Below are 23,042 nucleotides of genomic sequence, written 5' to 3' on the forward strand. Positions count from 1 at the left end.
TCCTCGGTGGGCGGGGGATGCCATGACCGGCGTGCACGACGACACCGATCTCGCGCGTGAGCTGATCGACGCGGTGTCGATCGTGATGGGGTCCGTGCCGGGCCACCGGGTGACCCACACCAAGGGCGTCGTGCTGCGCGGCACGTTCACGGCGACCCCCCGCGCCCGGGAGCTGACGCGCGCCGCGCACATGCAGGGCGACCCGGTGCCCGTGACGGTCCGGTTCTCCAACGGCGCGGGCGATCCGCGATGCCCCGACGCGGCGCAGAACGACCCGCGGGGGATGGCCGTCAAGTTCTACCTGCCCGACGGGTCACGGACCGACCTGGTCTGCCAGTCGTGGCCGGTCTTCCCGGCCGGCACCCCGGAGGGCTTCCTCGGCCTGATGCGGGCCCAGGGCGCGGGGCCGGTGGCCATCGAGCGGTTCCTGGCGTCGAACCCGGACATCGCCGCCGCACTGGAGAAGATCGCCGCGCTGGGGGACCCGCCGCTCGCCTGGGGCACGATGGCGTTCAACTCGCTGGTCGCCTACCGCCTGGTGGCCGCCGACGGGTCCGGCCGCCACGTCCGCTTCCGGTGCGAGCCCGAGGCCGGCGTCGCCGCCCTGCCGGCCGAGCAGCAGGGCGGCGCCGACAACGACTACCTGATGACCGGCGTGCTCGAGCAGGTGCCGGTGCGCCACCGTGTCCTCGCGCAGCTCGCCGCGGGGGGCGACCAGACCACCGACTCCAGCCAGGAGTGGCCGGCCGACCGCGAATGGGTCGACCTGGGCGTCGTCGAGGTCACCGGGCCCGACACCGAGCGGGAGCGCGACGGCGACGTCCTGGTCTACGACCCGATGCGGGTGACCGACGGGATCGAACCCTCCGACGACCCGATCCTGCACCTGCGTCCGTTGCTCTACGCCGAGTCGGTCCGCCGGCGCACCGCGGCGCGCTGACCGGGACCGGCGTCCGGGACCGCGCAGCACGCCCGCGCGGCCCGCGCACGGGCACAGAGCTGGTGCGCCCGCGCCGTGCTGGCCTCGCACATCGCCCTCAACCTGCGCAGACGGTCCTCGGTGGCGGTCAGGTCGAGGTGGATCACGTCCACGTCGGGCCCCCTCCGGCTACTCGGGAGACGAGGTTCGGCGCCTGCGGTGGACCGTGCGGTCCATGGTGCCTCGCCGCCCCTCCGCGCGAAACCGCGCTCACCGTGGCGCGAGCGCGGTCGCCGCGACCCAGGCGATGGCCCCGTCGACGACGGCGCGGGCCTCGGCGTCGTAGGGGTGGACCTCGAAGCCGTGGACCGCGTGCTCGATGGTGACGACCTCGAGCGCGGCGCCGGCGGCGTCCGCCGCGTCGACGAAGGCGTCCTGGGTCCCGGCGATGAACGGGATCTCGTGCCCGACCCGGACGAGGAGCTTCGGCAGCGCCGGGTGCTCGCCGACGGCCTCGACGGCGTTGAACCGGGGCGCGTCGCCCGGCCAGTCGGGGGGCGGCGCGAGCACGGGGTAGGTCCAGGCGATCCCGCGCAGCCAGGACGGCGGCTCCCGCAGCCAGGCGGCCGCGAGCGGGCTGCCGCCGCAGAAGAACCACAGCACGATCCGGTCCGGGTCGACCTGGCCCAGCGTGCGGGTCCGTGCCACGACGGCGTCGAGCGCCGCGGCCGACCGGGGGTAGTGCTCGTCGGTGTGGAGGGGGTGGTCGAACGTGACGCCGACCAGCCCGGCGTGGGCGGCGAGCGCCCCGTAGCCGCGGAAGAGGGCGGAGTCGCGGGGGCGGGGCGTGTGCGTCTCGGGCACGGGGCCGCCGTGGATGAAGATCACCGCGGGACGACGGCCGGCGTGGTCGGCGCGCACGTGGACGTCGAGCAGGTCCTCGCGCAGCCGCGTCACGGGCTCGACGTCGTGGAAGAACGGCGCGGTCTCCTCGGGCTCTGCGGGCTGGGCCACACCGCCATCGCAGCAGAACCGGGGCGTCAGAACCAGCGGTCGGACGCGAGGCGGGCGCCCTCGGCGAGCGCGGCGAACTTGGCCCACACGACCTGGGGATCGACGGCGGCCTGACCGACCCACGTGCCGTACCCGCAGTCGGTGCCGGCGACGACGTTCTCCGCGCCCACGCGCTCGGCGTAGCGGGCGATGCGCTGCGCCACGAGCTCGGGGTGCTCGATGACGTTGGTCTTGGACTCCAGCACGCCCGGGACCAGGACCGTGCCGTCGGGCACCGCGACGTCGTCGAACACGGTGAACTCGTGGGCGTGGCGCGGGTTGGCGGCCTCGAAGGCGATCGCGGCGGGGCGGGCGCGCAGGACGTCGCGGACGATGGTGGCGAACGGGATGTCGCGGTGGTGGGGGCCGTCGTAGTTGCCCCAGCACACGTGCAGGCGCAGCAGCTCGGGGTCGATGCCGGCGGTGGCGTGGTCGATGGCCTCGAGGTTCTGGCGCAGCCGGGCGAGGAACTCCTCGTCGGTGAGGTCGGCGTAGCGCACGTGGCGCCCCATCGCGAGGTCCGGGCAGTCGAGCTGCACGACGATCCCGGCGGCGGCGATCGCCTCGTACTCCGGGCGCATCGCGTCGGCGATCGCGCGCAGGTAGTCCTCGTAGGAGCCGTGGTGCCGGTCGTCGAAGAACAGCGCGATCAACCCGGGCGACGCGGCGGTGAGGAACCGCCCGGTCGGATCGCCGCCCGCGGCGAGCAGGTTTGCGACGTCGCGGTGCACGGCGTCGTCGCCGGTGGGCGCGATCGGCCCGGTGCAGGCCGGCGTCTTCCGGCGCGACCGTCCCGGGTCGGACATGACCCGCTGCGCCATGGCCGGGAAGTCGTCGAGGTCGCGGTAGGAGAAGGTGACCGATTCGCCGTCGAAGCCGGTGAGCCGGTACTTCGGGTAGGAGGCGTAGCTGGGCTTGCTCATCTCCCCGTCACCGACCAGGTCGATGCCCGCGTCGAGCTGGTGACCGACCACCTCCGCCACCGCGGCGCGGACCCGCTCGGCCAGCGCGGCGCGGTCCACGGGCACGCCCTCCTCCTGGGCGAACATGGTGCGGACGAGGTCGTCGGGCCGGGGGAGGCTCCCGACGTGGGTGGTCAGGAACCGCTCGGTGCTGCGCTGCACGAGGTCAGCCTGTCACCGCCGCCGTCACCACCGCAGGGCGTGCCAGGATCCCGGGTGCCACACCCACGACCGGCGCGGGCGCGACGCGTGGCGGCCGGGGTGCCCCCGCTCGCGGACGCAGACCACCTCCGTGGGGTAGTGGGCGACCCCGCCGAAGGTGTTCCAGCGGCGCCAGAACCAGGCGCGGTCGCCGCAGCGCCGGTCCTCGGGCGCCACCTCGGCGGGCTCGCGGGTCCACTCCTCGACCGCGGCGGCGGGCTCGGGCCGGCGTCGGGGCACGCCGCTACCGCAGGCTGCGGTGGGCGTCGCGGAAGGCCGGCACGGCGTCCGCCCCGCTCACGGCGTCGGCGCTGATCACCTCGTCGACCGGGCGTCCGCGCAGCACCTGCTTGATCGGGCGCTCGAGCTTCTTGCCCGTGAGCGTGCGCGGCACCGCCGGGACCGCGGCGATGAGGTCGGGCACGTGCCGCGGGGACAGGTTGCGGCGCAGGCCGTCGGCGATCCGCTTCCGCAGGTCGTCGTCCAGCTCGGCCCCGGCGGCGAGGGCGACGAACAGCAGCAGCTCGCCCGAGCTGCCCTCGTCGTCCTCGAGGTGCACGACCAGCGAGTCGGCCACCTCCGGCATGTCCTCGACGACGTCGTAGAACTCGGCGGTGCCCAGCCGCACCCCGCCGCGGTTCAGCGTGGCGTCGGAGCGCCCGGTGATCACGCAGCTGCCGCGGTCGGTGAACCGCACCCAGTCGCCGTGGCGCCACACGCCCGGGAAGACGTCGAAGTAGGCCTCGCGATAGCGCTCGCCGTCGGGGTCGTTCCAGAACCCGACCGGCATCGAGGGCATCGGTGCGCGCACGACGAGCTCCCCGAGCTGCTCGATCACGGGGTCGCCGGCCTCGTCGAAGGCGGCGACGTCGTGCCCGAGCCCGGGCCCGGCCATCTCGCCCCGGTACACCGGCAGCCACGGCCCGCCGCCCACGAAGCCGCTGCAGACGTCGGTGCCGCCGCTGAACGGGTTGAGGACGACGTCCGGCCCGAGGTGGGCGTAGACGTAGTCGAACGCCTCCGGCGGCAGCGGCGCCCCGGTCGTGCCCAGCTGGCGCAGCTCCGGCCACCGCGGCGGGACGACGCCCTCCTTGCGGCACGCCGTCAGGTAGCCGGGGCTGGCGCCGAGCAGTGCGACGCCGGTCTCGGCCGCGAGCTGCCACTGCGCCTCGAGGTCGGGCCACAGCGGGTTCCCGTCGAGCAGCACGAGGACGCCACGGTGCAGCAGCACCGAGATCGTGATGTTCCACATCGCCCAGCCGGTGGTGGTGAACCACAGCGTCCGGTCGCCGGGGCGGATGTCGAAGTGCAGGGCGAACAGCCGCAGGTGCTCGAGCAGGATGCCGCCGTGGCCGTGCACGATCGCCTTCGGCAGGCCCGTGGTGCCCGAGGAGAACAGCACGTAGAGCGGGTGGTCGAACGGGAGGTCGGCGAACTCCAGCGGTCCGGGCTCGGCCAGCAGCGCGTCCCACGTCATCGCGTCGGGCACCGGGTGCGGGCCGTAGTCCAGCCCGACGACGTGCTCGACGGTCGGGAGGCCGGCGCGGATGCGCGCCAGCTCCTCGCGCTGGTCGATCTCCTTGGTCCCGTACCGGTACGACGCGACGGCCAGCAGCACCGTCGGCTCGAGCTGGCCGAGCCGGTCGACGACGCTGCGGGCGCCGAACTCCGGTGCGCACGACGCCCAGATCGCGCCCAGGCTCGCCGCGGCCAGGAACACCACGAGCGTCTCCGGCACGTGGGGCAGGTAGCCGACGACGCGGTCGCCCTCGGTCACCCCGAGGCGCTGCAGCCCCGCGCGGGCCCGGGCGACCTGGTCACGCAGCTCGCCGTACGTGAGCTCCCGCGGCCCGCGCGTCTGCGAGCGGGCGATGAGCGCCGTGCGGTCGGTGTCCTCGTCGGTGCCCATCATGTGGGCGGCGTAGTTCACGCGGGCGCCGGGGAACCATCGCGCGCCCGGCATCGCCGACGACCCGAGCACCCGCTCGTAGGTCCCCGGCACCCCGAAGTGGTCCCAGATCGATCCCCAGAACGCCTCGGGCTCGGCCACCGACCAGCCGAAGAGGCCCCAGTAGTCGTCGAACGTCAGCCCGCGGGTCGACGACAGGTGGGCGAGGTAGGCCTCGAGGCCGGTGCCCTCGATCGGACCCGCCGGGCGCATCAGGGCCGGTGCCTCGGGAGCGTCCATGCCCCCGATCGTGCCGTGACCGGCGTCTCCCCGCGAGACCGGTCCGATCAGCCCGAGTCGGGGTGCGCGACCACCGAGAGGAAGCGGATCGGGAGCTCGACCAGCTCGGTCGGCCCGTGGACGCCCTCGCCGTCGAGCTGGAGCGCGTCGCCCGGCCGCATGTCGTAGCTCGCGCCGCCGTGGCCGTAGACCATGTGCCCCTCGAGCATGTAGAGCAGCTCGGTGCCGGGGTGCTGGAAGAGGGGGAACACCTCGCTGCGCTCGGTGAGCGTCACGAGGTGCGCCTCCATGCGGTTGTGCTGGCCGCGCAGCCCGCCGAGCAGGGTGTAGTCGTGCCCGACGCGGGTGCCCCGGGCGACGATGCGCGCCCCGGCCCCGGACCCGGTGTAGACCGCCTCGCGCTCGACGTCGGCGCCCCGGAAGAAGGCGGTCACCGGGATGTCGAGGGCGTCCGCGAGACGCGCCAGCGTCGTGAGGCTGCAGGAGATCTGCGCGTGCTCGATCTTCGAGAGCATCGGCTTGGAGATCCCGGTGCGCACCGCCATCTCGGCCAGCGTGGCGCCCGAGGCTCGGCGCCGCCGGTGGACCTCCGCGCCGATCGCCCGCTCGAGCCTGCCCTCCTGCGAGGCCGGGCGCTCGACCTCCCGCGCCGCGGGGCCGCGGTCGGCGACGTCGGCGACGTCGGTGCCCGGTGGGTCCTCCTGGCTCATCGGGACTCCTCGCGTCGACACCCGTGCCCGCAGGAGTATGCCGTCACCGCATCTGGCCGGCCCCGACGTAGGGGTGCGGGCTGCGCAGCAGCTCGCCCTCGGCGAAGCGCGAGAGCCGGAAGTCCGACTCGGGGATGTCGTCGTCGCTGCTCTTGCCGTCCACGACGAGGTCGGCGACGAGCCGCCCGACCGACGGGGCGATCTTGAACCCGTGCCCGGAGAACCCGGCCGCGACGACGAGGCCCTCGACGTCGGTCTCCGAGACCGCGGGGTTGAAGTCGGGCGTCACGTCGTAGCACCCGGCGTAGGTCGACGCGATCGCGGCGTTCTCCAGCCCCGGGAAACGCGTGCCCACCTTCTCCACCGCGACGTCGAGGAACGTGTGGGTGGCCTGGTTCGAGTAGCGGTCCGGGTCGGCGGGCTCGAGCTCGGCGAGGTCCGAGTTGCCGAAGAGGATCTCCTTGCCGCTCTCCGGGCGGACGTACTGCAGGGACACCAGGTCGGAGAACACCGGGACCGGGCCGAGGTCCTCCCCGGGGTCGATGAGCACGATCTGCTCGCGGTGCACGGTGATCGGCAGGTGGATCCCGTGCGCGGCGAGCAGTGGCACCGACCAGGGGCCCGCGGCGAGCACGACGCGGTCGGTGTGGATCTCCGAGCCGTCGGCCAGCCGCACCCCGGTCACGGCGTCGCCGGCGCTGAGGATGTCGGTGACGGTGGTGCCCTGGCGCAGGCGCACCCCGGCCCGGCGTGCGGCGGCGGCGAAGGCCTGCGCGGTCTGGTACGCGTCGCCGTAGCCGCCCCGGGCCTCCCACGCGAAGGCGGCGAACGGGCTCAGGTCGGCCGCCGGCCAGAGCTTCGCGACCTCGCTCGCGTCGATGTCCTCGGTGCGCACCCCGACCGCGCGCTGGTCGGCCATCGAGGCGTGCAGCGCGCCCACGTTCTGCTCGCCGACGCCGACGACGTAGCCGGTCTGGTGGAAGCCGACGTCGTCGCCGAGGACCTCGCACGCGTTCTCGAAGACGTCGAGGGCCCGGGTCGCCATCGCGGCGAGCGACGAGACGCCGTAGTGGCACCGGACCACGCCGGACGACTTGCCGGTGCCCCCGGAGCCGACGGTGGACCGCTCGACGATGACGACGTCGGTGACGCCGCGCTCGGCGAGCGCCCAGGCGGTGGCGCAGCCCTCGAGGCCGCCGCCGACGATCACTGCTGCGGGCAACCTGGCCTCCCGGAACGGTATCTCCAAGAGAGACTAAGGCATACCGAGGAGAAACTCAGGACGTGTCGACGACCTGGAAGGCCTCGACGTACTGCGCCCCGGCCGGGACGACGTCGGGGTACCGCGCGGCGTTGCGGGCGAGCAGGCCGCTGACCAGGGATTCGAGGTCGTCGCGGTGGGCGGTCTGCGAGCGGTGCGCGCGCAGGGCCGCGAGCTTCGCGGCCAGCGTCGGGCCGACGTCGACGGCGTGGTTCACCCGCTCGGGCGGGCAGCCGGCCACCCACGTCTCGGGCACGGTCCAGGCCTCGAGGCCCTCGTCGGCGAGCAGCTCGGGGTGCGCGAACGGGTTGCGGGCGTCCGGGTAGACCGCGGCGAGGGTGGCCTCGCCCGTGGCCCGGTGGTCGGGGTGGGAGACGCCGAGGCGCTCCCAGAAGTACTCCGGGGACTGCGTGAGCACCCGCTGCGGGCGGACCCGCCGCACGACGCGGCTGATGTCGCGGCGCAGCGCCAGGCTCGGGGTCACCTCGCCGTCGGCGTAGCGGAGGAAGGTCAGGTCCGTGACGCCGAGCTCCGCGGCCGCGGCGCGCTGCTCCTCCTCGCGCAGAGCGGCCATCCGGTCGCGGGGCGTGTCGTCGAACCCGCCGGCGTCGCCCGAGGTCACCAGGCAGTACGACACCGCGGTGCCCGCGGCGGTCCAGGAGGCGACGGTGCCGGCGGCGCCGAAGTCGACGTCGTCGGGGTGCGCGACCACGACCAGGGCGCGGGTGACGTCGGAGCGGACGTCGACGGGGCCGGGCACGGGGCCGGAGCCTAGATCAGCCCCGGCCCGCCGCGCCCTCCGGTGACCCCGTCCCGGATCACGCCTCGGCGACCGCGAGCTGCTCGGCCTGCGTGGCCGCGTCCCAGTCGCCGCTGCAGTAGATCGTCAGGGCGCGGATGCGTCCGGCCGTCAGCTCGAGCCACACGAGGTTCCGCGAGTAGGTGCTCTCGGGCCGGTCGGGACCGGTGACGGTGCGCGCCGCGAACTCGACGACGACGCCGGTCTCGGTGGGGACGGCCCGCTCGGCGACCACCTCGCCGCCGTACGGGAAGGCGTCGCGCAGCAGCCGGGCGAGCTCGTCCGTGCCGTGGCTGCGGACCAGGCCGAACGGCACGTTGAGCTCCACCGCGACGTCGTCGGCGTACCAGGAGCGGTCGAGCCGGCCGGTCCGGACCGCCGCGAGGAAGCCCTGCGCGACGTCGCCGCGGTGGTCGAGCGGCACGTCGAGCAGGTCCAGGTCGGTGAACCCGACACCTCCGGTCGCGAGGGCCGCGATCTCGGCGGCGACCGCGTCGGTCTCGGGGAGCGCCGAGTTCGCCATGGCGCTGTCGTGGTCGTCGAACTCGCAGATCGCGAGGTAGCGGTTCGGCGTGTGGTGGTCGGCGTAGATCGCCTCGCGGCGCAGGGTGTTCCGTCCCCGCGTCGCGGTGAGCCAGCGGGCGTCGGCGGCCCGCAGGGCCTCCGGGTCGTCGGTGGTGACGTCGATGATCTGGACGAAGGTCATGGCTGCTCTCCCTCGGGACGGTCGAGGCCCTCGTGGCCTCGTCCCACCCCTGGAGGCGTGAGGGAGCCCCGCACGATGTGCGGTGGCGGCCTCACAGCAGCCAGCGGCGGGGCTGCTCGGGGGCGTAGACGCAGTAGGTGCCGGTGCGCACCGAGCTGCGCAGGTGCTTGCCGAGCCCCGGGGCGACGGCCTCGATCCGCGTGATCGCGTCGCGGATCCGCCAGGTCACCGCGGTGCGGGCCCGCTCGGCCGAGCGGCCGGCGGGTCGCGCGCGGCCCCCGAGCCCGTAGGCGCGCGAGAGCTCGGCGACGAGGTGGTCGCGCTCGCGCTCGGCGGCGGGGTCGCCGTCCTCGATGCGCTCGTCCAGAGCGGCGATGCGGCGGCGGTAGGCCTGCCGTGCGGTCTCGTCGAGGGTGTCGCCGGTGCCGGGGAGCTCGGCCGCGGGCGGCCGCTCGCCCCCGACGAGGTCGAGCGCGTGGAACTCGCGGTCCGGTGCGGCCACCAGCCGCGCGAGGTCCGTCAGGCCCTTCACGTGGCGCAGCGTCACCCGCTCGCCGGCCTCGCCCACGGTCCACGTCTGGCCGTCGCGACGCAGGACGCCGTCGGCGCCGGCGTCCCGGCCGCCGTCGCCGATCGCCGCGCAGTGGGCGGCGAGGAGCGGGAGGTCCAGGCGCCCGTAGAGCTCCCGTGCCGTGGCGGCGGAGGCAGCGGCGCCCGGCAGACCCGCGCGGGCGCGCACCTCGGCCAGGACCCGGTGGGTGTGCGCCACCGGGAGGGCGGCCCCGGCGCGGGTGTTGCGCTCGAGGGCCTCCGCCAGGTGGGCCTCGGCGTCGGCGCCGCGACCGAGCACGGCCGCCACCATGCCGAGGTGGCGCCGGACCGAGCCCAGCCAGGCGGCGTTGATCCCCTCCACGCCGCACCGGTCGCGGTACGGCGCGAGGAGCTCGTGGACGCGCGCCGCGACGTCCGGGTCCGGCGCGTCGTGGAGCACCTCGGCGGCCGTGCACAGCAGGGGGAGCCACTCGGAGTCCCGCGGCAGGGTCTCGAGTGCGCGCGGCAGGTCGGCCAGGGCCGCCGGGCCGGCGCCCTCCGGGTCGACGCGAGCGAGGTACACCTTCGTCACGGGGCTCCCGTCGCCCCACCCCGCCTCCGGGAGGTCCGCGAGCATCGTGCGGTAGCGGGCCGCCAGGTCGTCGAGCCGCCCGGAGTCGGTCAGCGCGTTGAGCCGCAGGACCTCCGCGAGCATGCGGGCGTTGCGGCTCCCGACACGGTCGCCCTCGGCGGCGGCCTCGTCGGCGTGGTCGAGGGCCTCGGCGAGGCGGCCCTCGCGCAACGCCCGCGATCCCGCCCAGAGGGCCGGGTACCAGGTGTAGATCGGTTGGCGGGTGGGCTCGGCGAGCCGGGAGTACGCGGCGACCTCGGCGTCGAGCGCGCCGGTGTCCCCGAGCTCGGCGACCGCGACCACCCGCAGGCGGCGCCCCAGCAGCTCGCCGGCGACGTCGCCGGACGCGGCCGCGAGGTCGACGATCTCCGACGCCGCGGCGAGCCGCGACTCCGTGTGGTCGGGGCCTGCGTGGGCGTCGGCCCAGGCCACCAGCCCTTGCACAAGCGCCGCGTCGTCCCCGAGTCGCCGGGCCATCGCCAGCGACTCCTCGGCCAGGGCGGCCTGCCGGCCCGGCGCGGCGGTGTAGGTGACCGCCACCGAGAGACGGGCGAGCAGCGCCACCCGCAGGGTCGAGTCGCCGGCCGGCAGCGCGGCGAGTGCCTCGTCGAGGAGGTCGAGCTGTGCGGGGTCGAGCAGGCGGACCTCGAAGCCGCCGAGGCCGGCGGCGTCGCCGAGGGCGGCCCGGGCGAGGAGGTCGCCGCGGCGCAGGCCGCGGGCGCCCTGCGCCGCGGCGGAGAACGCGGTCCGGGCGTCGTCGGCGCCACGCAGCGCCGCGCGCGCCGCACCGAGCGCCAGCAGGGTCTCGACGTGTTCCGCCGACCCCGCCGGCCGCAGACCGGCGGCGCGCGCGAACGCGGCCGCCGCGTCCTCGAACGCCAGGGCCGACGCGGCCCGGCGTCCGGCCGCCTCGACCGCGGCGGCCGCGACCTCCGGCTCGACCACCGGCACGGCGAGGGCCAGGTGGTCGGCGACGACGGCGACGTCGGCGTCGGGGCGGAGGGCACCGGCGACCGCACGATGGGTCTCGGCCCGGATCCCTGCCGAGAGCCCGGCGTCGAGCGTGTCGCGGACCAGGGCGTGCACGAAGGCCCAGGTCGACGGCGGCGTCACCGGTGCGGCGAGTCCGGCCGCCGCCGCTTCCTCGAGCAGGGCGGCGGCACCCGCCCACGACGTCCCGCCGGCGGTGGCGACCACATCGAGGTCGAACTCGACGCCCACGACGGCGGCGACGCCCAGCAGCTCGCGGCACGGGGCGCTGAGCCGGCTCAGCCGCCGGGTCAGGACGGCCCGGATGCCGCCGGGAACGGTGACGCCCAGGCTGGTCCCCGACGACGACAGGGCCGCGAGCTCGCGGACGAAGAGCGGGTTCCCTCCGGTCCGCCGCGTGACGGTGCGGGCGGTCCGCTCGTTGGGGGCCGTGCCGGTCGTCGACGCCATCAGCGCGGCGACCTCGCCGGAGCCCAGGCCGCGCAGCGCGATCAGCTCACCGCGGTCGAGGAGCGGCACGGCCTCGGGGTCCAGCTCGGCGTCGCGGTACGCGGCCACCAGCAGCACGGGATCGGCGGCCACGTGCGCGGCCACGAAAGCCAGGGCACGGACCGAGCCGAGGTCGGCCCAGTGCAGGTCGTCGACGGCGATCAGGAGCGGTCGGTGGCGGGCCTCGGCCGAGATCGCCGCCGCGAGGGCCTCGAACAGCGCGAACCGCGCGTGATCGTTTCCGGGAACGGCGCCGCCGCGCAGGTCGGCGAGCTCACGGCCGCAGGCGCGCACGACCTGGGTCCAGGGCCAGAACGCCGGGACACCGTCGCCGCTCCAGCAGGTCGCGTGGACGGTGGCCATCCCCCGGTCCCGGCAGCGGGCGGCCACCTCGCGGAGCAGGCGCGTCTTGCCCATCCCGGGCTCGCCGGTCACCAGCAGCAGCCGCGACGTCCCCGCGCCGGCGTCACGGGCGGCGGCGAGGACGACACCGAGCACGTCGTCTCGGCCGATCATCGTCGACCCCGAGGGCGCGTCGATCATGACGCCTCCCGTGCTCCGCCGGTCCCGGCGTCAAGCGTGGTGCGCCGTCGGGGTCCTGTCGACCTCGGCGTCGCGGTCGATGTCGATGCCGCGGCGCAGGAGCTTCAGCGTGTAGATGGTGCGGGGCGAGACGAGGTGGCTCAGGCCGGTCGCGAGCACGACGGCGATCATGAGCGGCAGGATCACCGAGTAGTCGCCGGTCAGCTCGAACACGATGAGCACAGCGGTGATCGGCGCGTGCGCCGCGCCGGCGAACACGGCGGCCATGCCGACGAGGCCGAAGGCGCCGGGGGCGAGGTGCAGGCCCGGGAACACCGCGGCGGCCAGCGACCCGAACGCGGTGCCGGCGAGCCCGCCGATGAACAGCGACGGGGCGAACACCCCGCCGGAGCCGCCGATGCCGATCGTCAGGCTGGTCGCGAGCATCTTGCCGACGACGAGCAGCAGCAGGAACCCGACCGCGTACTGGCCGGCCAGGCCGTCCTCGAGCACGGGGTAGCCGACGCCGTAGAGCTGGGGCAGCGCCAGCAGCACCCCGCCGAGCACGACGCCGCCGACGGCCGGGCGCAGCCACTCGGGCCCGCGCCAGACGGCGTCGCAGGCGTCCTCGATCGCGTACAGCACCCGGGCGAAGCCCCAGCCGAGCAGCCCGGCGAGCAGGCCCAGCACGGCGTAGAGCGGCAGCTCCGCGCTGGACCCCAGGGTGTAGTGGGGGAGGTGCAGGATCGTGTCGTCGCCGACCAGCAGCCGGGCGACGACGTTCGCGGTGACCGACGAGATCACCAGCACGCCGAAGCTCTGGGCGGCGAAGGCCCGCAGGATGATCTCCAGACCGAACACGACGCCGGCCATCGGCGCGTTGAAGGTCGCCGAGATCCCGCCGGCCGCGCCGCACGCGACCATGAGCGTGAGCCGGCCCGCGGGGACGCGCAGCGCCTGGCCGATCGACGAGCCGAGCGCCGAGCCGATCTGGACGATCGGTCCCTCGCGCCCCACCGATCCGCCGGTGCCGATGCAGATCCCCGAGGCGAGCGCCTTCACGCCGGCCACCTTCGCGGGGATGCGGCCGCCGCGTTCGGCGACGGCGAGCATCACCTCGGGCACGCCGTGCCCGCGGGCCTCGGGGGCGAAGCGGGAGACCAGCGGGCCGTAGACCAGACCGCCGACGACGGGGGCGAGCAGGAGGAACCACGGCCCGAGGGCCGGGAGGTGGGTGCTGGCGACGCGGCCGGCGTCGGAGTAGTCCTCACGCCCGGTCACCAGCCAGGTGATCCCGATGATCAGGTAGCGGAACACCACGGCGCCGAGGCCGGCGCCCAACCCGATGATCAGGGCCAGCCCGACCAGGCCGGGCCTGCTGTCGGTCAGCCACCGGTGCAGGTGGCGCCCGGCGGGCGCCACCCGGCGCCACGGGCGGATCACGGCGTCACCCGGCCGAGGGCCCACTCCGGTTCGGGCACCTCGCCGGCGGCGTCGGCGAGGGAGCGCAGGCCCTCGACCACCGCGGACCGGCGCGCGGGCGGCACGTCCGCCAGCAGGGTCCGCAGCTCGTCGCGGCGCCGGCGGCTGACGTCGTCGACGAGGTCGCGGCCGGCCGGCGAGAGCGACACGTCGACGGCCCGGCGGTCGTCGGCCGGGCGCTCGCGGACCACCAGACCCTTGGTCTCGAGCCGCCCGCACATCCGCGTGCCCGTCGGTGGCGTGACCGCCAGCGCGGCGGCGAGCTCGGCCGGGCGCATCCGGCCCCGCTGGGCCAGCACCACCAGCGCCCGGTACTGCGGCAGCGTCACGTCCTCGTCGACGGCCGCCAGCGAGCGGACGACCACGGCGAGCAGCGCCCGGCTCGCCGTCATCACCGCGTCGACGAGCTCGTCGCCCGGCTCCTCCGTGGATTGCACAGGGCAATGATTGCTCTGGGCAACGATCGTCGCAACGGGGGATGCGTCACGTCCGCGAGGTGATCGTCAGGCAGTCGTCAGGCGGCGACCGGCATCTCCCCGGGGCGCCGACGGGTTGGTCCTGGTGGAGCTGTGGTCGACGATCGGAGGACGTTCACCATGCAGGACCACGACGGGCCGTCGGGGAGCGAGACCGAGGCGGCGGCGGACCCGGCCTTCGAGCCGCCGGTGCCGTTCGGCACGGCGAGCGGGGTGCCCGCGGGCTATCGGCCCGGCTCGGTGGCGTTCGGGTCCGACGAGCAGGCGGGTCGGACGTGGGGCCGCCGTCGAGGTCCCCGACGCGGGTGCGGGCGGTGACGGATCACCGTCGTGCGTGGGGGGACCGGCGCCGGTGGCCGTGGGCGGTGGCGGCCGTCGTGGTCGGCTTCGCGATCGGCGGCGGGCTCGCGCTCGCTGGGTCCGGCGCGCCGGCGGCGACGACCGTGACGCGGTCCGCGCCCTCGGGATCGCCCTCGGGGGTCGTCTACGAGCTGAGCGGGGACGCGGCGCGGGTGCTGGTCACCTCCGGGCCGGTCGGCGGCGTCGCGCGCGAGAACGGCGTGGGCCTGCCGTGGCGCCGGACGGCGACGCCGGCCCGCGGCCCGGCGACCTACACGCTCACCGCGCAGTCGTCGTCCGAGGGCGCCGGGCAGATCACGTGCCGGATCACGGTCGACGGGCGCGTGGTCGCCGAGCAGACCTCGTCGCTCCCGTACACCGTGGCCTCGTGCGTCGGCCGTGTCCCCGGGGAGTGAGAGCTCGCGATCGGCTGACCTACCCGGAGCCCCGCTCGGCGGCGGCGTCCAGCCCGACCAGGGTGAGCGCCGCGCAGAGCGCGAACGAGTCCGAGCGCATCGTCGCCTCGTGGACGAGACGCGCCTGACGCGCCGGGTCGAACCCGCTGTCCGTGCTGCCGCCGTCCCCGAGCTCCAGCGCGAGCACACCGGTGAGGACGCGCACGTCCTCGATCATCGCGAGCCGCCGGGCGGTGGTGTCCGCGGAGGCCGTGGTGCTCGCCTCCGCCCCGAGGTGGTCCCGGGCGATGATCGCGCTGACGGCGGCCTCGCGCGCCGTCACACCGGTGTCCGGGCAGACCACACCGGAGAGATCGACGAAATCGGGTTCGTCCACCGAGGCGTCCCTCCCGTCGTCGCGGTCGCCGTCCCCCACACAACGCCCGATCGGCGCCTGTCGAAAGGCATCGCGGCTTGCGGTCACCTGACGGTCGGCGGCGGTGCCGGCTCCTGGGTCACCGAGGGCGTCAGGACCACCGGCGTGGTCGGCGGCAACGGCTCCGGATCGCTCTCGGCGTCGACGCCGCAGCCGGCCAGGGTGGCGAGCAGGACCACCAGCACGCCGACAGCGGCCCGCGTCACGGGGTCACCTCGCGCAGCGCGACGACGAAACGGGCGCCGCCGCCCGGCCGGTCCTCGACCCAGACGCGCCCGCCGAGGCCGTGGATGTGCTGGGCGACGAGCGCGAGCCCCAGTCCGGTGCCGCCGGAGTCCGCCCCGTCCCGCCCCGTCCTGGGGCCGCGGGTGAAGCGCTCGAAGACGCGGTCGCGCAGCTCCTCCGGGACCCCGGGCCCTTCGTCGTCGACCTCGATCGCGGCCCACCCGTCACGGCGCCGGACCCCCAGGCGCACGACCCCGCCGCCGTGGTGTCCGGCGTTCTCGCACAGGTTCGCCAGGACCCGGTCCAGTCGCCGCCGGTCGGCCGACACCAGCGGGGCGGGGCGCTCGATCTCGAGGACGCCGCCCGACGTGAGGGTGGCAGGCACGTTCTCGGCGACGACCGCGAGGTCCACGGGCTCCAGATCGTGCCGGTCCGGGGCCTGGATACCGCGGGAGATCTCCAGGAGGTCCTCCACCATGCGATGGAACCGGCGGACATCGGCGACGAGCAGATCCACCGCACGCCGCGCCGCCTCGGGCAGCTCGTCGCGCCGGCGCCGGAGCACCTCGCCCGCATTGATCATGGTGGTCAGCGGCGTCCGGAGCTCGTGGCTCACGTCGCCGGCGAAGCGGGCGTCGCGCTGGACGCGCTCGGCGAGGGCGTCCGCGGTGTCGTTGAACCGCGCGGCGAGCGGGGCGAGGTCCGCCTCGTGGCGCGTCGGGAGCCGGGCGCGCAGGTCGCCCTCGGCCATCCGTGCCGCCGCGTCGGTGAGGTCGGTGAGAGGACGCAGCGCCCGCCGTGCCGTCCCCCAGCCCAGCAGCACCCCGAGCAGCCCGGCGAGCACGGTGCCGGCGACGAGCACGGCGGAGACGTAGCGCAGGGTCCGGTCCAGCTCGGTGAGCGGTGCGAGCCGCACGAAGAGGTCGCCGGTCGGGGTCACCGCGATCGCCACGGCCAGGACCGGTGCCCCCGCGATCCGCAGGCGTTGCCGGGCCGGGGTCCCGGCGGCGGCCGAGCCGAGCAACGCGGCCGGTACCTGGTCGGCGTCCACCGGTTGCCCGGCCATGGTCCACGCGCCGCCGCGTTCGAGGAGCACCGACGTCCCGGGCTCGCCGGTCAGGCCGACGAGCAGGGTGGGGAGGTCGTCGGACCCCCGCTGCAGGCTGTCCGCGACGAGCCGGGCGTCGACGACCGCCTGGCTGGTCGCCCCGCGTTCCCGCTGCTCGAGCATGTAGCTCGACGCGAGCTGCCAGGTCGCGACGGACAGGAGGCCCGCCAGCGCGGTGGTGACGAGCCCGAACGCGAGCGCCACCCGCCAGCGCAGCGACACCGCGCGCCAGCGGCGGATCAGCGCCGTCCTCACCGGGCGGCGCGGTAGCCCGAGCCGCGGACGGTCAGGACCAGCGTCGGCGCGTCGGGGTCGGGTTCGATCTTGCGGCGGAGCCGGCGCACGTGGACGTCGAGCAGGCGGGTGTCGCCGAAGTAGTCGTAGCCCCACACGCGCTGGAGGAGCTGCTCGCGGGTCACGACATCCCCGTCGGCGGACACCAGCTCGGAGAGCAGGCGGAACTCGGTGTGCGTGAGGTGTACCGGGACGCCGTGGCGCTCCACCGCCTGCCGGCCGGGGTGGATCGTCAGCTCGCCGAGGCGTACCTCCGGGGGGCCGGGGGCTCCGTCGTCGGCGTCGGGCGACGCGGTCGGCCGGCGCCGTCGCAGCAGCGCCCGGATGCGCGCGGAGAGCTCACCGGCCACCAGCGGCTTGGTCACGTAGTCGTCGGCACCCGCCTCGAGCCCGGCGATGACGTCGGCGGTGTCGGTGCGGGCGGTCGCGATGATGATCGGCAGGTCGCCCCGCGAGCGCAGCGTCGAGCAGACCTCGATGCCGTCGACGCCGGGCAGCACGAGGTCGAGGAGCACGACGTCGAGGTCGGGGTCGACCACGTCGAGCGCCTCCTCGCCGGTGGCCGTCTCGACGACGTCGTAGCCCTCGTCGGCCAGCGCGAGACCGAGCGCCTGGCGGATGCGCTCGTCGTCCTCGACGAGCAGCACGCGCGTCGCCATCGCAGGTCCTCCCGCCGGTCGGGCGGCGGTCGACGCTACCCGGCCCGGCGGTCCCCGGCTCCGCTCGCCGGCATGCCCCCGGGTGGTCGTCAGCGGATCGTCAGGTCGCCGTCGCGCGCAGGGCGGGGTAGTCGCGCAGCACGACCGACTCGTGCAGCCCGAGGTCGCCGCTGCCCAGGCTGACGAGCCGGCGACCCAGGGCGGTGGGGAGCCGGGCGACGGTGGCGGCGCCGGTGGCCAGGGCCCACCCACCGAGGCGCGAGCCCGGGACGAGTCGGGTCGCCATCGCCTGCGCGAAGGTGCGGCTGCGGACCACGTACTCGCGCATCGCGTCCTCGTAGGCGGGGAAGGCGACGGCCGTGTCGCCCGCGGCCTGCGCGAGCTCGCCGGCGAGGGTGTGGGCGCCGACCACGGCGAGGCTGGTGCTCCCGCCGACGGCGGGGCCGGGGCAGTAGGCGGCGTCGCCGACCAGCGCCACCCGGCCGCGGGTCCAGCGGTCCAGGACCAGCTGGGTGATCGCGTCGAAGTAGAAGGTCGGGCTGCGGTCGACCTCGTCGAGCAGCCCGGGGACCTCGCCGCCGACGTCGCCGAACGCGTCGCGCAGCAGCTGCTTCTGCCGTGGGACGTCGTGGTGGTCGTAGCGCAGCTCGGCGTCGGGACGGAACAGGAAGAACGCGCGGGCGTCGTCGGTGTGCCGCGCGCCGTAGACCCCGACCATCCGCCGGACCCCGAGCACCGTGGTCATGTGGCCCGGGACCCGGCGGTCGGCGGGGATCACGGCGACCGCGATGTGGCCGCCGAGCCAGCGCGTGTACCCGGACTCGGGGCCGAACACGAGCCGGCGGACCCCGGAGTGCAGGCCGTCCGCGCCGACGACGACGTCGAAGCGTCGCGGCGCGGAGCGTTCGAACGTGACGCGGCCGTCGTCGGCGACGGCGGTGACGCTGTCGTCGAAGATCCATTCGACGTCGTCGCAGGCCGCGCACAGGATGCGGCTGAGGTCGTCGCGCATGATCTCGACGTGCCGGCGGGCGACCGCGCCCATGAGGCGGCGCATGTCGACGGTGACCTCCCGGCGCGCCGACTCCCGCCGGATCGTCATCCGCTCGGTCCCGGTGGCGTGGTCGCGGACCGCGTCGAGCACGCCCATCCGCTCGACCACGTCGATGGCGGGGCTGAAGAGGTCGACCGCGTGTCCGCCGCTGGTCCGGGACCGGGGTGAGCGCTCCACGAGCGTGACCCGGTGCCCGGCGCGCCGCAGCCAGTACGCCGTGACGGGCCCGGCCACGCTGGCCCCGGAGACCAGGACGTCGAGCGCGGACGGCGCCATGACCAGGGACTGTAGCGCCGTGTCGCGAGGAACCGGGGGAGATGATGCCCGGGCGGGCGGCATGATCGCCGACCCGGTGACGAACCCACTCGGATGTGAGCGGGGTCGTCACCGGGACGGTGATCGCACGGCGAGGGTGCGGCGCAGGGTCGCCAGGAACGTGTCGGGCTCGCAGGTCAGCTGGTGCCAGTGGGTGCGCAGCACGGCCCAGCCCGCCGCGGCGAGCGCGGACTGCCGCGGCCCGTCGAGCAGGAACGCCCGCTGGCCCCGGTGGTAGGCCCACCCGTCGACCTCCACGACCACCTTCTGCGCGTCGAACACCACGTCGCCCACGGCGCGGCCATAGCCGGGCAGCAGGATCTCGGTGTTCGCGCTCCAGCCCTGGATGCCGCCGGCGCGCATCAGACGGTGCGAGAGCCGCTCCGCCTCCGACCGCGCCCCACCCGCGGCCAGGGCGAGCAGCTTCGCCGCCAGCGGCGCCCCGACCCGCCCGATGGTGCGGTAGTGGACCGCCTGGAGATCGCGGAGGCGCACCCGGCGGCGCAGCAGCGCCCGGTCCATCAGCTGCGCGCCGTCGGCGAGCCCCAGGGACTTCGCCGCGTCGAGCACCGAGCACGCCCGCGTGGTGACCGCCAGGCGGCGGTGCCGGCACCGGTCGACCGCGGCGACGTCGCGGCGGTGCAGGTCGACGCCCTCGCGCGGGCGGACCTGACGATCCCGCCCCAGCGCGATCTCCACCAGTGCCGGGGGCCGTTCGTGCAGGTCCCACCACCAGACCGCCGAGCGTCCGACCAGCACCGCGCCGTCGCCGACCGACAGCATCGCCGCGACCGTCCTCGACTCCGCGGTCTGCTCGTGCTCGGCGACCTGGACGACGCGCACGCCGGCCGGCAGCCATGCGCGGGTGGCCAGGCGGCGGCGGACGGTGGCCTCGCTCAACCCGGCCTCCCGGGCCTGGGCGAGGCTCAGGACACCGTGCTGGGCACGGGCGAGACGGCGGACGGCGGCGTCGGACGATGTGCTCACACCGGGTTCGACGCAGCCGTGGGCTCCGCGGATCCATCGGGCTCCGCGACATGATCGGGGTCTCGGTGACGAACGCCGTCACATCTGACCGGGATCGTCACCAGGACCGTGATCTCGGGCGTTCGCCGGTCGTGAAACCCGGATGCCCTCCCGGGGCCGCGCGCGCCATGGTGTCGGGGCCACGGCGAGCCGGGAGGGAGGGATCGGGATGCTCTGGCTCCGAGGGCGCCGGCACAGCACGCGCCCGCACGTCGACGACCACGTGCGCGCCCTGCGGTCCCGCCTGCACACCACGCCGAGGGACCGGCTGGCGAGCTTCGAGCTCGAACGGCTGCTCGACGCGCTCGACCGCCGGGTGGCGGCCGACGACCGCCCGGACCCGCGGGTCGCCGAGGTGCTGGCCCGCGCCCTGAGCGGTGCCGGGGCGCCGACGGCCGAGCTGGTGCGCGAGCACGTCGCCCGGTTCGGGGAGGTCCTGCCCACCGTGCTGCTGGCCGACGCCGCGCGCTGGTACGTCGCGGCGACCACGGGGCCGGTGGTGGGCTCGCGCGCCGTCGCCGACCGGGTCGTCGTGGCGCTGGCGGAGGCGTTCCGTCAGGGCGACGCGACCATGCGGGCGGTGATCGCGACGGGCTTCCTGGACACGTTGCCGCGGCCGGGCGAGTTGGGCCACGACGTCGTGGGCCGGCTGCCCCGCCGCCTGGCCCGCGAGCTGGCGGTCATGCAGCACGCGTGACGGCGCGACTCACCGGCGGAAGCCGCCCGCGACGTGGGTCTCGGAGTTCCGGGCTGTCCGTCCGGACGTGCGCAACAGCGCCATCGGGAGCCGCCCACAACTCTCAGCCACGACAGCTCTCGTGTCGGTCAGCACCGGGGTCAGACGTCCCCCGATGACCCCGACCAGGCCTCGGTGCCGTGCTCATCGGTACTCGGGCGCGACGTTGATGCTGATCCGCGGCCCGGCCGGCGTGGACTGCTTGGGCACCGCGTGGCGCCAGTCGCGCTGGGCGCGTCCGCCCATGACGACCAGGTCGCCCGAGACGACCGTCAGCGACGTGCTCCGGCCGCCCGCCGCGGGCCTGATCAGGAAGCGGCGGGTGGCGCCCAGGCTCAGGACGGGCACGACGCTGGTCTCCTGGACCTTGCCGATCGGGTCGCCGTGCCAGCTCGTCGAGTCGCGGTGGTCGCGGTAGAGGTTGATCCACAGCGACCGGTAGGGTACCCCGTAGTGATCGCGCAGCGCGTCGACGATCGTGTGCAGCATCGGGAGCGGAGCATGGGCGATGTCCGGGTACTCCGCGGTGAGCCGAGGCTCGACGACCTTCTGGTCGTACATCCACCGCGACCGCTGCTCGAACCCGGCGGCGTCCAGGACGTCGTCGAAGAGACGCGAACCGCCCCGCAGCCAGCCGTGGACGTGCTCCACCCAGGACGTCTCGTCCAGTTCGAGGCGCTCGGCGGTGCCGAAATCGTGGTCGACAGTCGGCTCGACGTCGTCGAAGAGGTCGCCCTGACGCGCGAGGCCGGTCACCGCGCGAACGTCCCGTCGACCGCGCCGAAGTCGTCGGCGCCGGCGAGCGTCTCGTAGGTGCCGCGGGTCAGGACCTCGACCGCCGCGCGGCGGGCCAGGGAGTACGCGGCCTGGGAGACGGCCTGGCCCAGGCTGATCCGCCGGACCCCGGTGGCCCGCAGCGTCGCGACGTCGGGCGCGCCGGGTCCCACCATGACGTTGATCGGCAGCGGGGCCTTGCCCGTCAGCGTGGTCAGGACGTCCAGGTCCAGCAGACCGGGGACGAAGAGGCAGTCCGCGCCCGCGTCGGTGTAGGCGGCCGCCCGGGCGAGCACGTCGTCGAGACGCCCGCCGGGCTCGCCGATCCTGAACAGGAACACGTCGGTCCGCGCGTTGACGACCAGGTCCGGCAGGCCCGCCTCGATGGCCGCCTGCCGGGCGGCGCGGATCCGGGCGGCCTGGCTCGCCGGGTCGACGAGGGGGCCGCCCGGGGCCTGCGAGTCCTCGAGGTTGATCCCGACCGCGCCGGCCCCGATCACGGCGCGGACCGTCGTCGCGACCGCCTCCGGATCCGCGCCGTAGCCGCCCTCGATGTCGGCGCTGACGGGCAGGTCGACGGAGGCCGCGATCCGGGCGACGGCGGCGACCATCTCGTCGCGGCCCAGCTGCTGGCCGTCCGAGCGGCCCAGGGACCACGAGACCCCGGCGCTCGTCGTGGCGACCGCCGGGGCGCCGGCGGCGGCGATCATCCCCGCGCTCCCGGCGTCCCAGGCGTTGGGCAGCACGAACGTCCCGTCGTCGTGCAGTGCGCGGAAGGCGGCGGCCCTGGCCGTCCGGTCGACCATCGTCTCGCGTTCCTCTCGGTCCGGGATGGAGTGCCGGTCCCGAGTGTCGTCCCGTGTCGGGGTCGGCGACGAGGTGGCGAACCGCCGATCCTGCGCGTTTTCCCGCCACGGCCTCGGCGACGGGCGGGCGGCAGGTCTAGGAAGACGTCACGATGCCCGAACTGCCCGAGGTCGAGTCGGCCCGCCGCGTCCTCGAGCGCGCGGCCCTGGGCCGGCGCGTCGACGCCGTCGACGACGCCGACGGGTACGTCTGCCGCCCGCACGCTCCGGGCGAGATCGGCCGCGCGCTCGTCGGGACCGAGCTCACGACGGCGCACCGGCGCGGGAAGGCGCTCTGGTGCGACACCGCGGGCGGGCCGGTCCTCGGTGTCCACCTCGGGATGTCGGGCAAGCTCGTGATCGCGGCGCCCGACGGGCGGGAGATCGACGGGGGTGACCACTGGGAGTTCGGGCGGCAGCCCGGCGACTTCCGGTTCTCGCGGTTCTCCGTGACCTTCGCCGACGGCGGAGTCCTGCACCTCATCGATCCCCGTCGGCTCGGCCGGGTCCGTCTCGACCCGCCGGTGGACGACCTGGGCCCGGATGCCGCCACGGTCGGTGCGGCGGCGTTCGAGGTCGCGCTGGGCCGGGGCCGTGCACCGGTCAAGGCGCGCCTGCTCGACCAGCACGCCGTGGCCGGCGTCGGCAACCTGCTCGCCGACGAGATCCTCTGGCGGGCCGCGCTGGACCCGGCCCGGGCCGTCGACACGGTCGCGGCCGACGAGCGCGCCGGGCTGCACGACCAGGTGCTCGCGACGATCGCCGAGGCGCTGCGCGACGGCGGTGTCCACACCCTGACGCTCGTGCCCCACCGGCACCCCGGAGGCCGCTGCCCCGGCGACGGCAGCGAGCTGCGGCGGGCCACGGTCGGGGGCCGGACCACGTTCTGGTGCCCCTTCCACCAGGGGTGAGGCAG

Annotated in this window: 24 protein-coding genes; 5 read left to right on the forward strand and 19 right to left on the reverse strand. The window is 75.5% G+C overall.

All coding sequences use genetic code 11. The features are described from left to right. Positions 1-22: 22 nt before the first annotated feature. Positions 23-940, forward strand: a complete 918-nt coding sequence (locus ACR9E3_RS08720; RefSeq protein WP_460379837.1) for a catalase family peroxidase — start codon at positions 23-25, stop codon at positions 938-940. A 249-nt stretch (positions 941-1,189) separates the two neighbouring features. On the opposite strand, the gene ACR9E3_RS08725 is transcribed toward ACR9E3_RS08720, so the two are convergent. The 11 genes from ACR9E3_RS08725 to ACR9E3_RS08775 all read right to left on the reverse strand — a co-directional run bounded on the left by ACR9E3_RS08725 (position 1,190) and on the right by ACR9E3_RS08775 (position 13,881). Next, positions 1,190-1,933 (reverse strand): alpha/beta hydrolase family protein, encoded by a 744-nt coding sequence (locus ACR9E3_RS08725; RefSeq protein WP_460379838.1) that lies wholly within the window; start codon positions 1,931-1,933, stop codon positions 1,190-1,192. A 26-nt stretch (positions 1,934-1,959) separates the two neighbouring features. Beyond that, a complete protein-coding gene (locus ACR9E3_RS08730) occupies positions 1,960-3,096 on the reverse strand; it encodes a cobalamin-independent methionine synthase II family protein (protein ID WP_460379839.1) in 1,137 nt (378 codons plus the stop codon). A 24-nt stretch (positions 3,097-3,120) separates the two neighbouring features. Beyond that, positions 3,121-3,375 (reverse strand): hypothetical protein, encoded by a 255-nt coding sequence (locus tag ACR9E3_RS08735; RefSeq protein ID WP_460379840.1) that lies wholly within the window; start codon positions 3,373-3,375, stop codon positions 3,121-3,123. A 4-nt stretch (positions 3,376-3,379) separates the two neighbouring features. Next, the gene (locus ACR9E3_RS08740; protein ID WP_460379841.1) at positions 3,380-5,323 is read right to left on the reverse strand and encodes an acetoacetate--CoA ligase; all 1,944 of its coding nucleotides are present in this window, start codon (positions 5,321-5,323) and stop codon (positions 3,380-3,382) included. Positions 5,324-5,370: 47 nt separating this feature from the next. Continuing rightward, positions 5,371-6,033 (reverse strand): helix-turn-helix domain-containing protein, encoded by a 663-nt coding sequence (locus ACR9E3_RS08745; protein WP_460379842.1) that lies wholly within the window; start codon positions 6,031-6,033, stop codon positions 5,371-5,373. Positions 6,034-6,076: 43 nt separating this feature from the next. Continuing rightward, on the reverse strand, positions 6,077-7,255 hold the full coding sequence (locus ACR9E3_RS08750) for an NAD(P)/FAD-dependent oxidoreductase (RefSeq protein ID WP_460379843.1): 1,179 nt from the start codon (positions 7,253-7,255) through the stop codon (positions 6,077-6,079). Between the two features lie 55 nt (positions 7,256-7,310). Further along, positions 7,311-8,054 (reverse strand): PIG-L deacetylase family protein, encoded by a 744-nt coding sequence (locus ACR9E3_RS08755; RefSeq protein WP_460379844.1) that lies wholly within the window; start codon positions 8,052-8,054, stop codon positions 7,311-7,313. A gap of 58 nt (positions 8,055-8,112) precedes the next feature. Beyond that, the gene (locus ACR9E3_RS08760) at positions 8,113-8,799 is read right to left on the reverse strand and encodes a nuclear transport factor 2-like protein (protein ID WP_460379845.1); all 687 of its coding nucleotides are present in this window, start codon (positions 8,797-8,799) and stop codon (positions 8,113-8,115) included. 91 nt (positions 8,800-8,890) lie between these two features. After that, positions 8,891-11,983, reverse strand: a complete 3,093-nt coding sequence (locus tag ACR9E3_RS08765) for an AAA family ATPase (RefSeq protein WP_460379846.1) — start codon at positions 11,981-11,983, stop codon at positions 8,891-8,893. A 30-nt stretch (positions 11,984-12,013) separates the two neighbouring features. Beyond that, positions 12,014-13,405, reverse strand: coding sequence for a chloride channel protein (locus ACR9E3_RS08770; RefSeq protein WP_460379847.1), 1,392 nt, complete (start codon positions 13,403-13,405; stop codon positions 12,014-12,016). Then, a complete protein-coding gene (locus ACR9E3_RS08775; RefSeq protein ID WP_460379848.1) occupies positions 13,402-13,881 on the reverse strand; it encodes a MarR family winged helix-turn-helix transcriptional regulator in 480 nt (159 codons plus the stop codon). Before ACR9E3_RS08775 ends, ACR9E3_RS08770 begins: the two co-directional genes overlap by 4 nt. Positions 13,882-14,040: 159 nt before the next feature. On the opposite strand from ACR9E3_RS08775, the gene ACR9E3_RS08780 reads away from it, so the two are divergent. Continuing rightward, entirely contained in the window at positions 14,041-14,238 is a 198-nt protein-coding gene (locus tag ACR9E3_RS08780) for a hypothetical protein (protein ID WP_460379849.1), read from the forward strand. Beyond that, positions 14,235-14,675: an MmpS family transport accessory protein gene (locus ACR9E3_RS08785; protein ID WP_460379850.1), complete on the forward strand. Its 441-nt coding sequence runs from the start codon at positions 14,235-14,237 to the stop codon at positions 14,673-14,675. Before ACR9E3_RS08780 ends, ACR9E3_RS08785 begins: the two co-directional genes overlap by 4 nt. A gap of 19 nt (positions 14,676-14,694) precedes the next feature. Here the strand turns inward: ACR9E3_RS08785 and ACR9E3_RS08790 are convergent, their stop codons facing one another. From ACR9E3_RS08790 to ACR9E3_RS08815, 6 genes are all read right to left on the reverse strand, one after another. Then, on the reverse strand, positions 14,695-15,051 hold the full coding sequence (locus tag ACR9E3_RS08790; protein WP_460379851.1) for a hypothetical protein: 357 nt from the start codon (positions 15,049-15,051) through the stop codon (positions 14,695-14,697). A gap of 83 nt (positions 15,052-15,134) precedes the next feature. Continuing rightward, on the reverse strand, positions 15,135-15,296 hold the full coding sequence (locus ACR9E3_RS08795; protein WP_460379852.1) for a hypothetical protein: 162 nt from the start codon (positions 15,294-15,296) through the stop codon (positions 15,135-15,137). Beyond that, on the reverse strand, positions 15,293-16,678 hold the full coding sequence (locus ACR9E3_RS08800; RefSeq protein WP_460379853.1) for a HAMP domain-containing sensor histidine kinase: 1,386 nt from the start codon (positions 16,676-16,678) through the stop codon (positions 15,293-15,295). The genes ACR9E3_RS08795 and ACR9E3_RS08800 overlap by 4 nt, the downstream gene beginning before the upstream one ends. Beyond that, complete coding sequence (locus ACR9E3_RS08805; RefSeq protein ID WP_460379854.1) at positions 16,675-17,376, reverse strand: winged helix-turn-helix domain-containing protein; 702 nt, start codon at positions 17,374-17,376, stop codon at positions 16,675-16,677. The genes ACR9E3_RS08800 and ACR9E3_RS08805 overlap by 4 nt, the downstream gene beginning before the upstream one ends. A 100-nt stretch (positions 17,377-17,476) precedes the next feature. Further along, positions 17,477-18,706, reverse strand: a complete 1,230-nt coding sequence (locus ACR9E3_RS08810; RefSeq protein ID WP_460379855.1) for an FAD-dependent monooxygenase — start codon at positions 18,704-18,706, stop codon at positions 17,477-17,479. A gap of 108 nt (positions 18,707-18,814) precedes the next feature. Continuing rightward, positions 18,815-19,732, reverse strand: a complete 918-nt coding sequence (locus ACR9E3_RS08815) for a DUF559 domain-containing protein (RefSeq protein ID WP_460379856.1) — start codon at positions 19,730-19,732, stop codon at positions 18,815-18,817. A 208-nt stretch (positions 19,733-19,940) separates the two neighbouring features. Between ACR9E3_RS08815 and ACR9E3_RS08820 the strand changes: the two genes are divergently transcribed. Then, positions 19,941-20,468 carry a hypothetical protein gene (locus ACR9E3_RS08820; RefSeq protein ID WP_460379857.1) on the forward strand — a complete coding sequence of 176 codons (528 nt, stop codon included), beginning with the start codon at positions 19,941-19,943 and terminating at the stop codon, positions 20,466-20,468. 183 nt (positions 20,469-20,651) lie between these two features. Here ACR9E3_RS08820 and ACR9E3_RS08825 read toward each other — a convergent pair whose 3' ends face one another. Both ACR9E3_RS08825 and ACR9E3_RS08830 read right to left on the reverse strand, forming a co-directional pair. Continuing rightward, entirely contained in the window at positions 20,652-21,263 is a 612-nt protein-coding gene (locus tag ACR9E3_RS08825; RefSeq protein WP_460379858.1) for an alpha-ketoglutarate-dependent dioxygenase AlkB, read from the reverse strand. Beyond that, complete coding sequence (locus ACR9E3_RS08830; protein ID WP_460379859.1) at positions 21,260-22,087, reverse strand: isocitrate lyase/PEP mutase family protein; 828 nt, start codon at positions 22,085-22,087, stop codon at positions 21,260-21,262. Before ACR9E3_RS08830 ends, ACR9E3_RS08825 begins: the two co-directional genes overlap by 4 nt. A gap of 152 nt (positions 22,088-22,239) precedes the next feature. On the opposite strand from ACR9E3_RS08830, the gene ACR9E3_RS08835 reads away from it, so the two are divergent. Then, positions 22,240-23,037 (forward strand): Fpg/Nei family DNA glycosylase, encoded by a 798-nt coding sequence (locus tag ACR9E3_RS08835; protein WP_460379860.1) that lies wholly within the window; start codon positions 22,240-22,242, stop codon positions 23,035-23,037. The last annotated feature ends 5 nt before the right edge of the window (positions 23,038-23,042 follow it).

This window comes from Actinomycetospora sp. C-140 (assembly GCF_054796175.1).

Excerpts from the sequence above, each read along its gene's own strand:
- ACR9E3_RS08780 (WP_460379849.1), top strand. The coding sequence starts at position 14,041 with ATGCAGGACCACGACGGGCCGTCGGGGAGCGAGACCGAGGCGGCGGCG.
- ACR9E3_RS08835 (WP_460379860.1), top strand. The coding sequence starts at position 22,240 with ATGCCCGAACTGCCCGAGGTCGAGTCGGCCCGCCGCGTCCTCGAGCGC.
- ACR9E3_RS08830 (WP_460379859.1), bottom strand. The coding sequence starts at position 22,087 with ATGGTCGACCGGACGGCCAGGGCCGCCGCCTTCCGCGCACTGCACGAC.
- ACR9E3_RS08740 (WP_460379841.1), bottom strand. The coding sequence starts at position 5,323 with ATGGACGCTCCCGAGGCACCGGCCCTGATGCGCCCGGCGGGTCCGATC.
- ACR9E3_RS08820 (WP_460379857.1), top strand. The coding sequence starts at position 19,941 with ATGCTCTGGCTCCGAGGGCGCCGGCACAGCACGCGCCCGCACGTCGAC.
- ACR9E3_RS08810 (WP_460379855.1), bottom strand. The coding sequence starts at position 18,706 with ATGGCGCCGTCCGCGCTCGACGTCCTGGTCTCCGGGGCCAGCGTGGCC.
- ACR9E3_RS08745 (WP_460379842.1), bottom strand. The coding sequence starts at position 6,033 with ATGAGCCAGGAGGACCCACCGGGCACCGACGTCGCCGACGTCGCCGAC.
- ACR9E3_RS08760 (WP_460379845.1), bottom strand. The coding sequence starts at position 8,799 with ATGACCTTCGTCCAGATCATCGACGTCACCACCGACGACCCGGAGGCC.
- ACR9E3_RS08765 (WP_460379846.1), bottom strand. The coding sequence starts at position 11,983 with ATGATCGACGCGCCCTCGGGGTCGACGATGATCGGCCGAGACGACGTG.
- ACR9E3_RS08805 (WP_460379854.1), bottom strand. The coding sequence starts at position 17,376 with ATGGCGACGCGCGTGCTGCTCGTCGAGGACGACGAGCGCATCCGCCAG.
- ACR9E3_RS08720 (WP_460379837.1), top strand. The coding sequence starts at position 23 with ATGACCGGCGTGCACGACGACACCGATCTCGCGCGTGAGCTGATCGAC.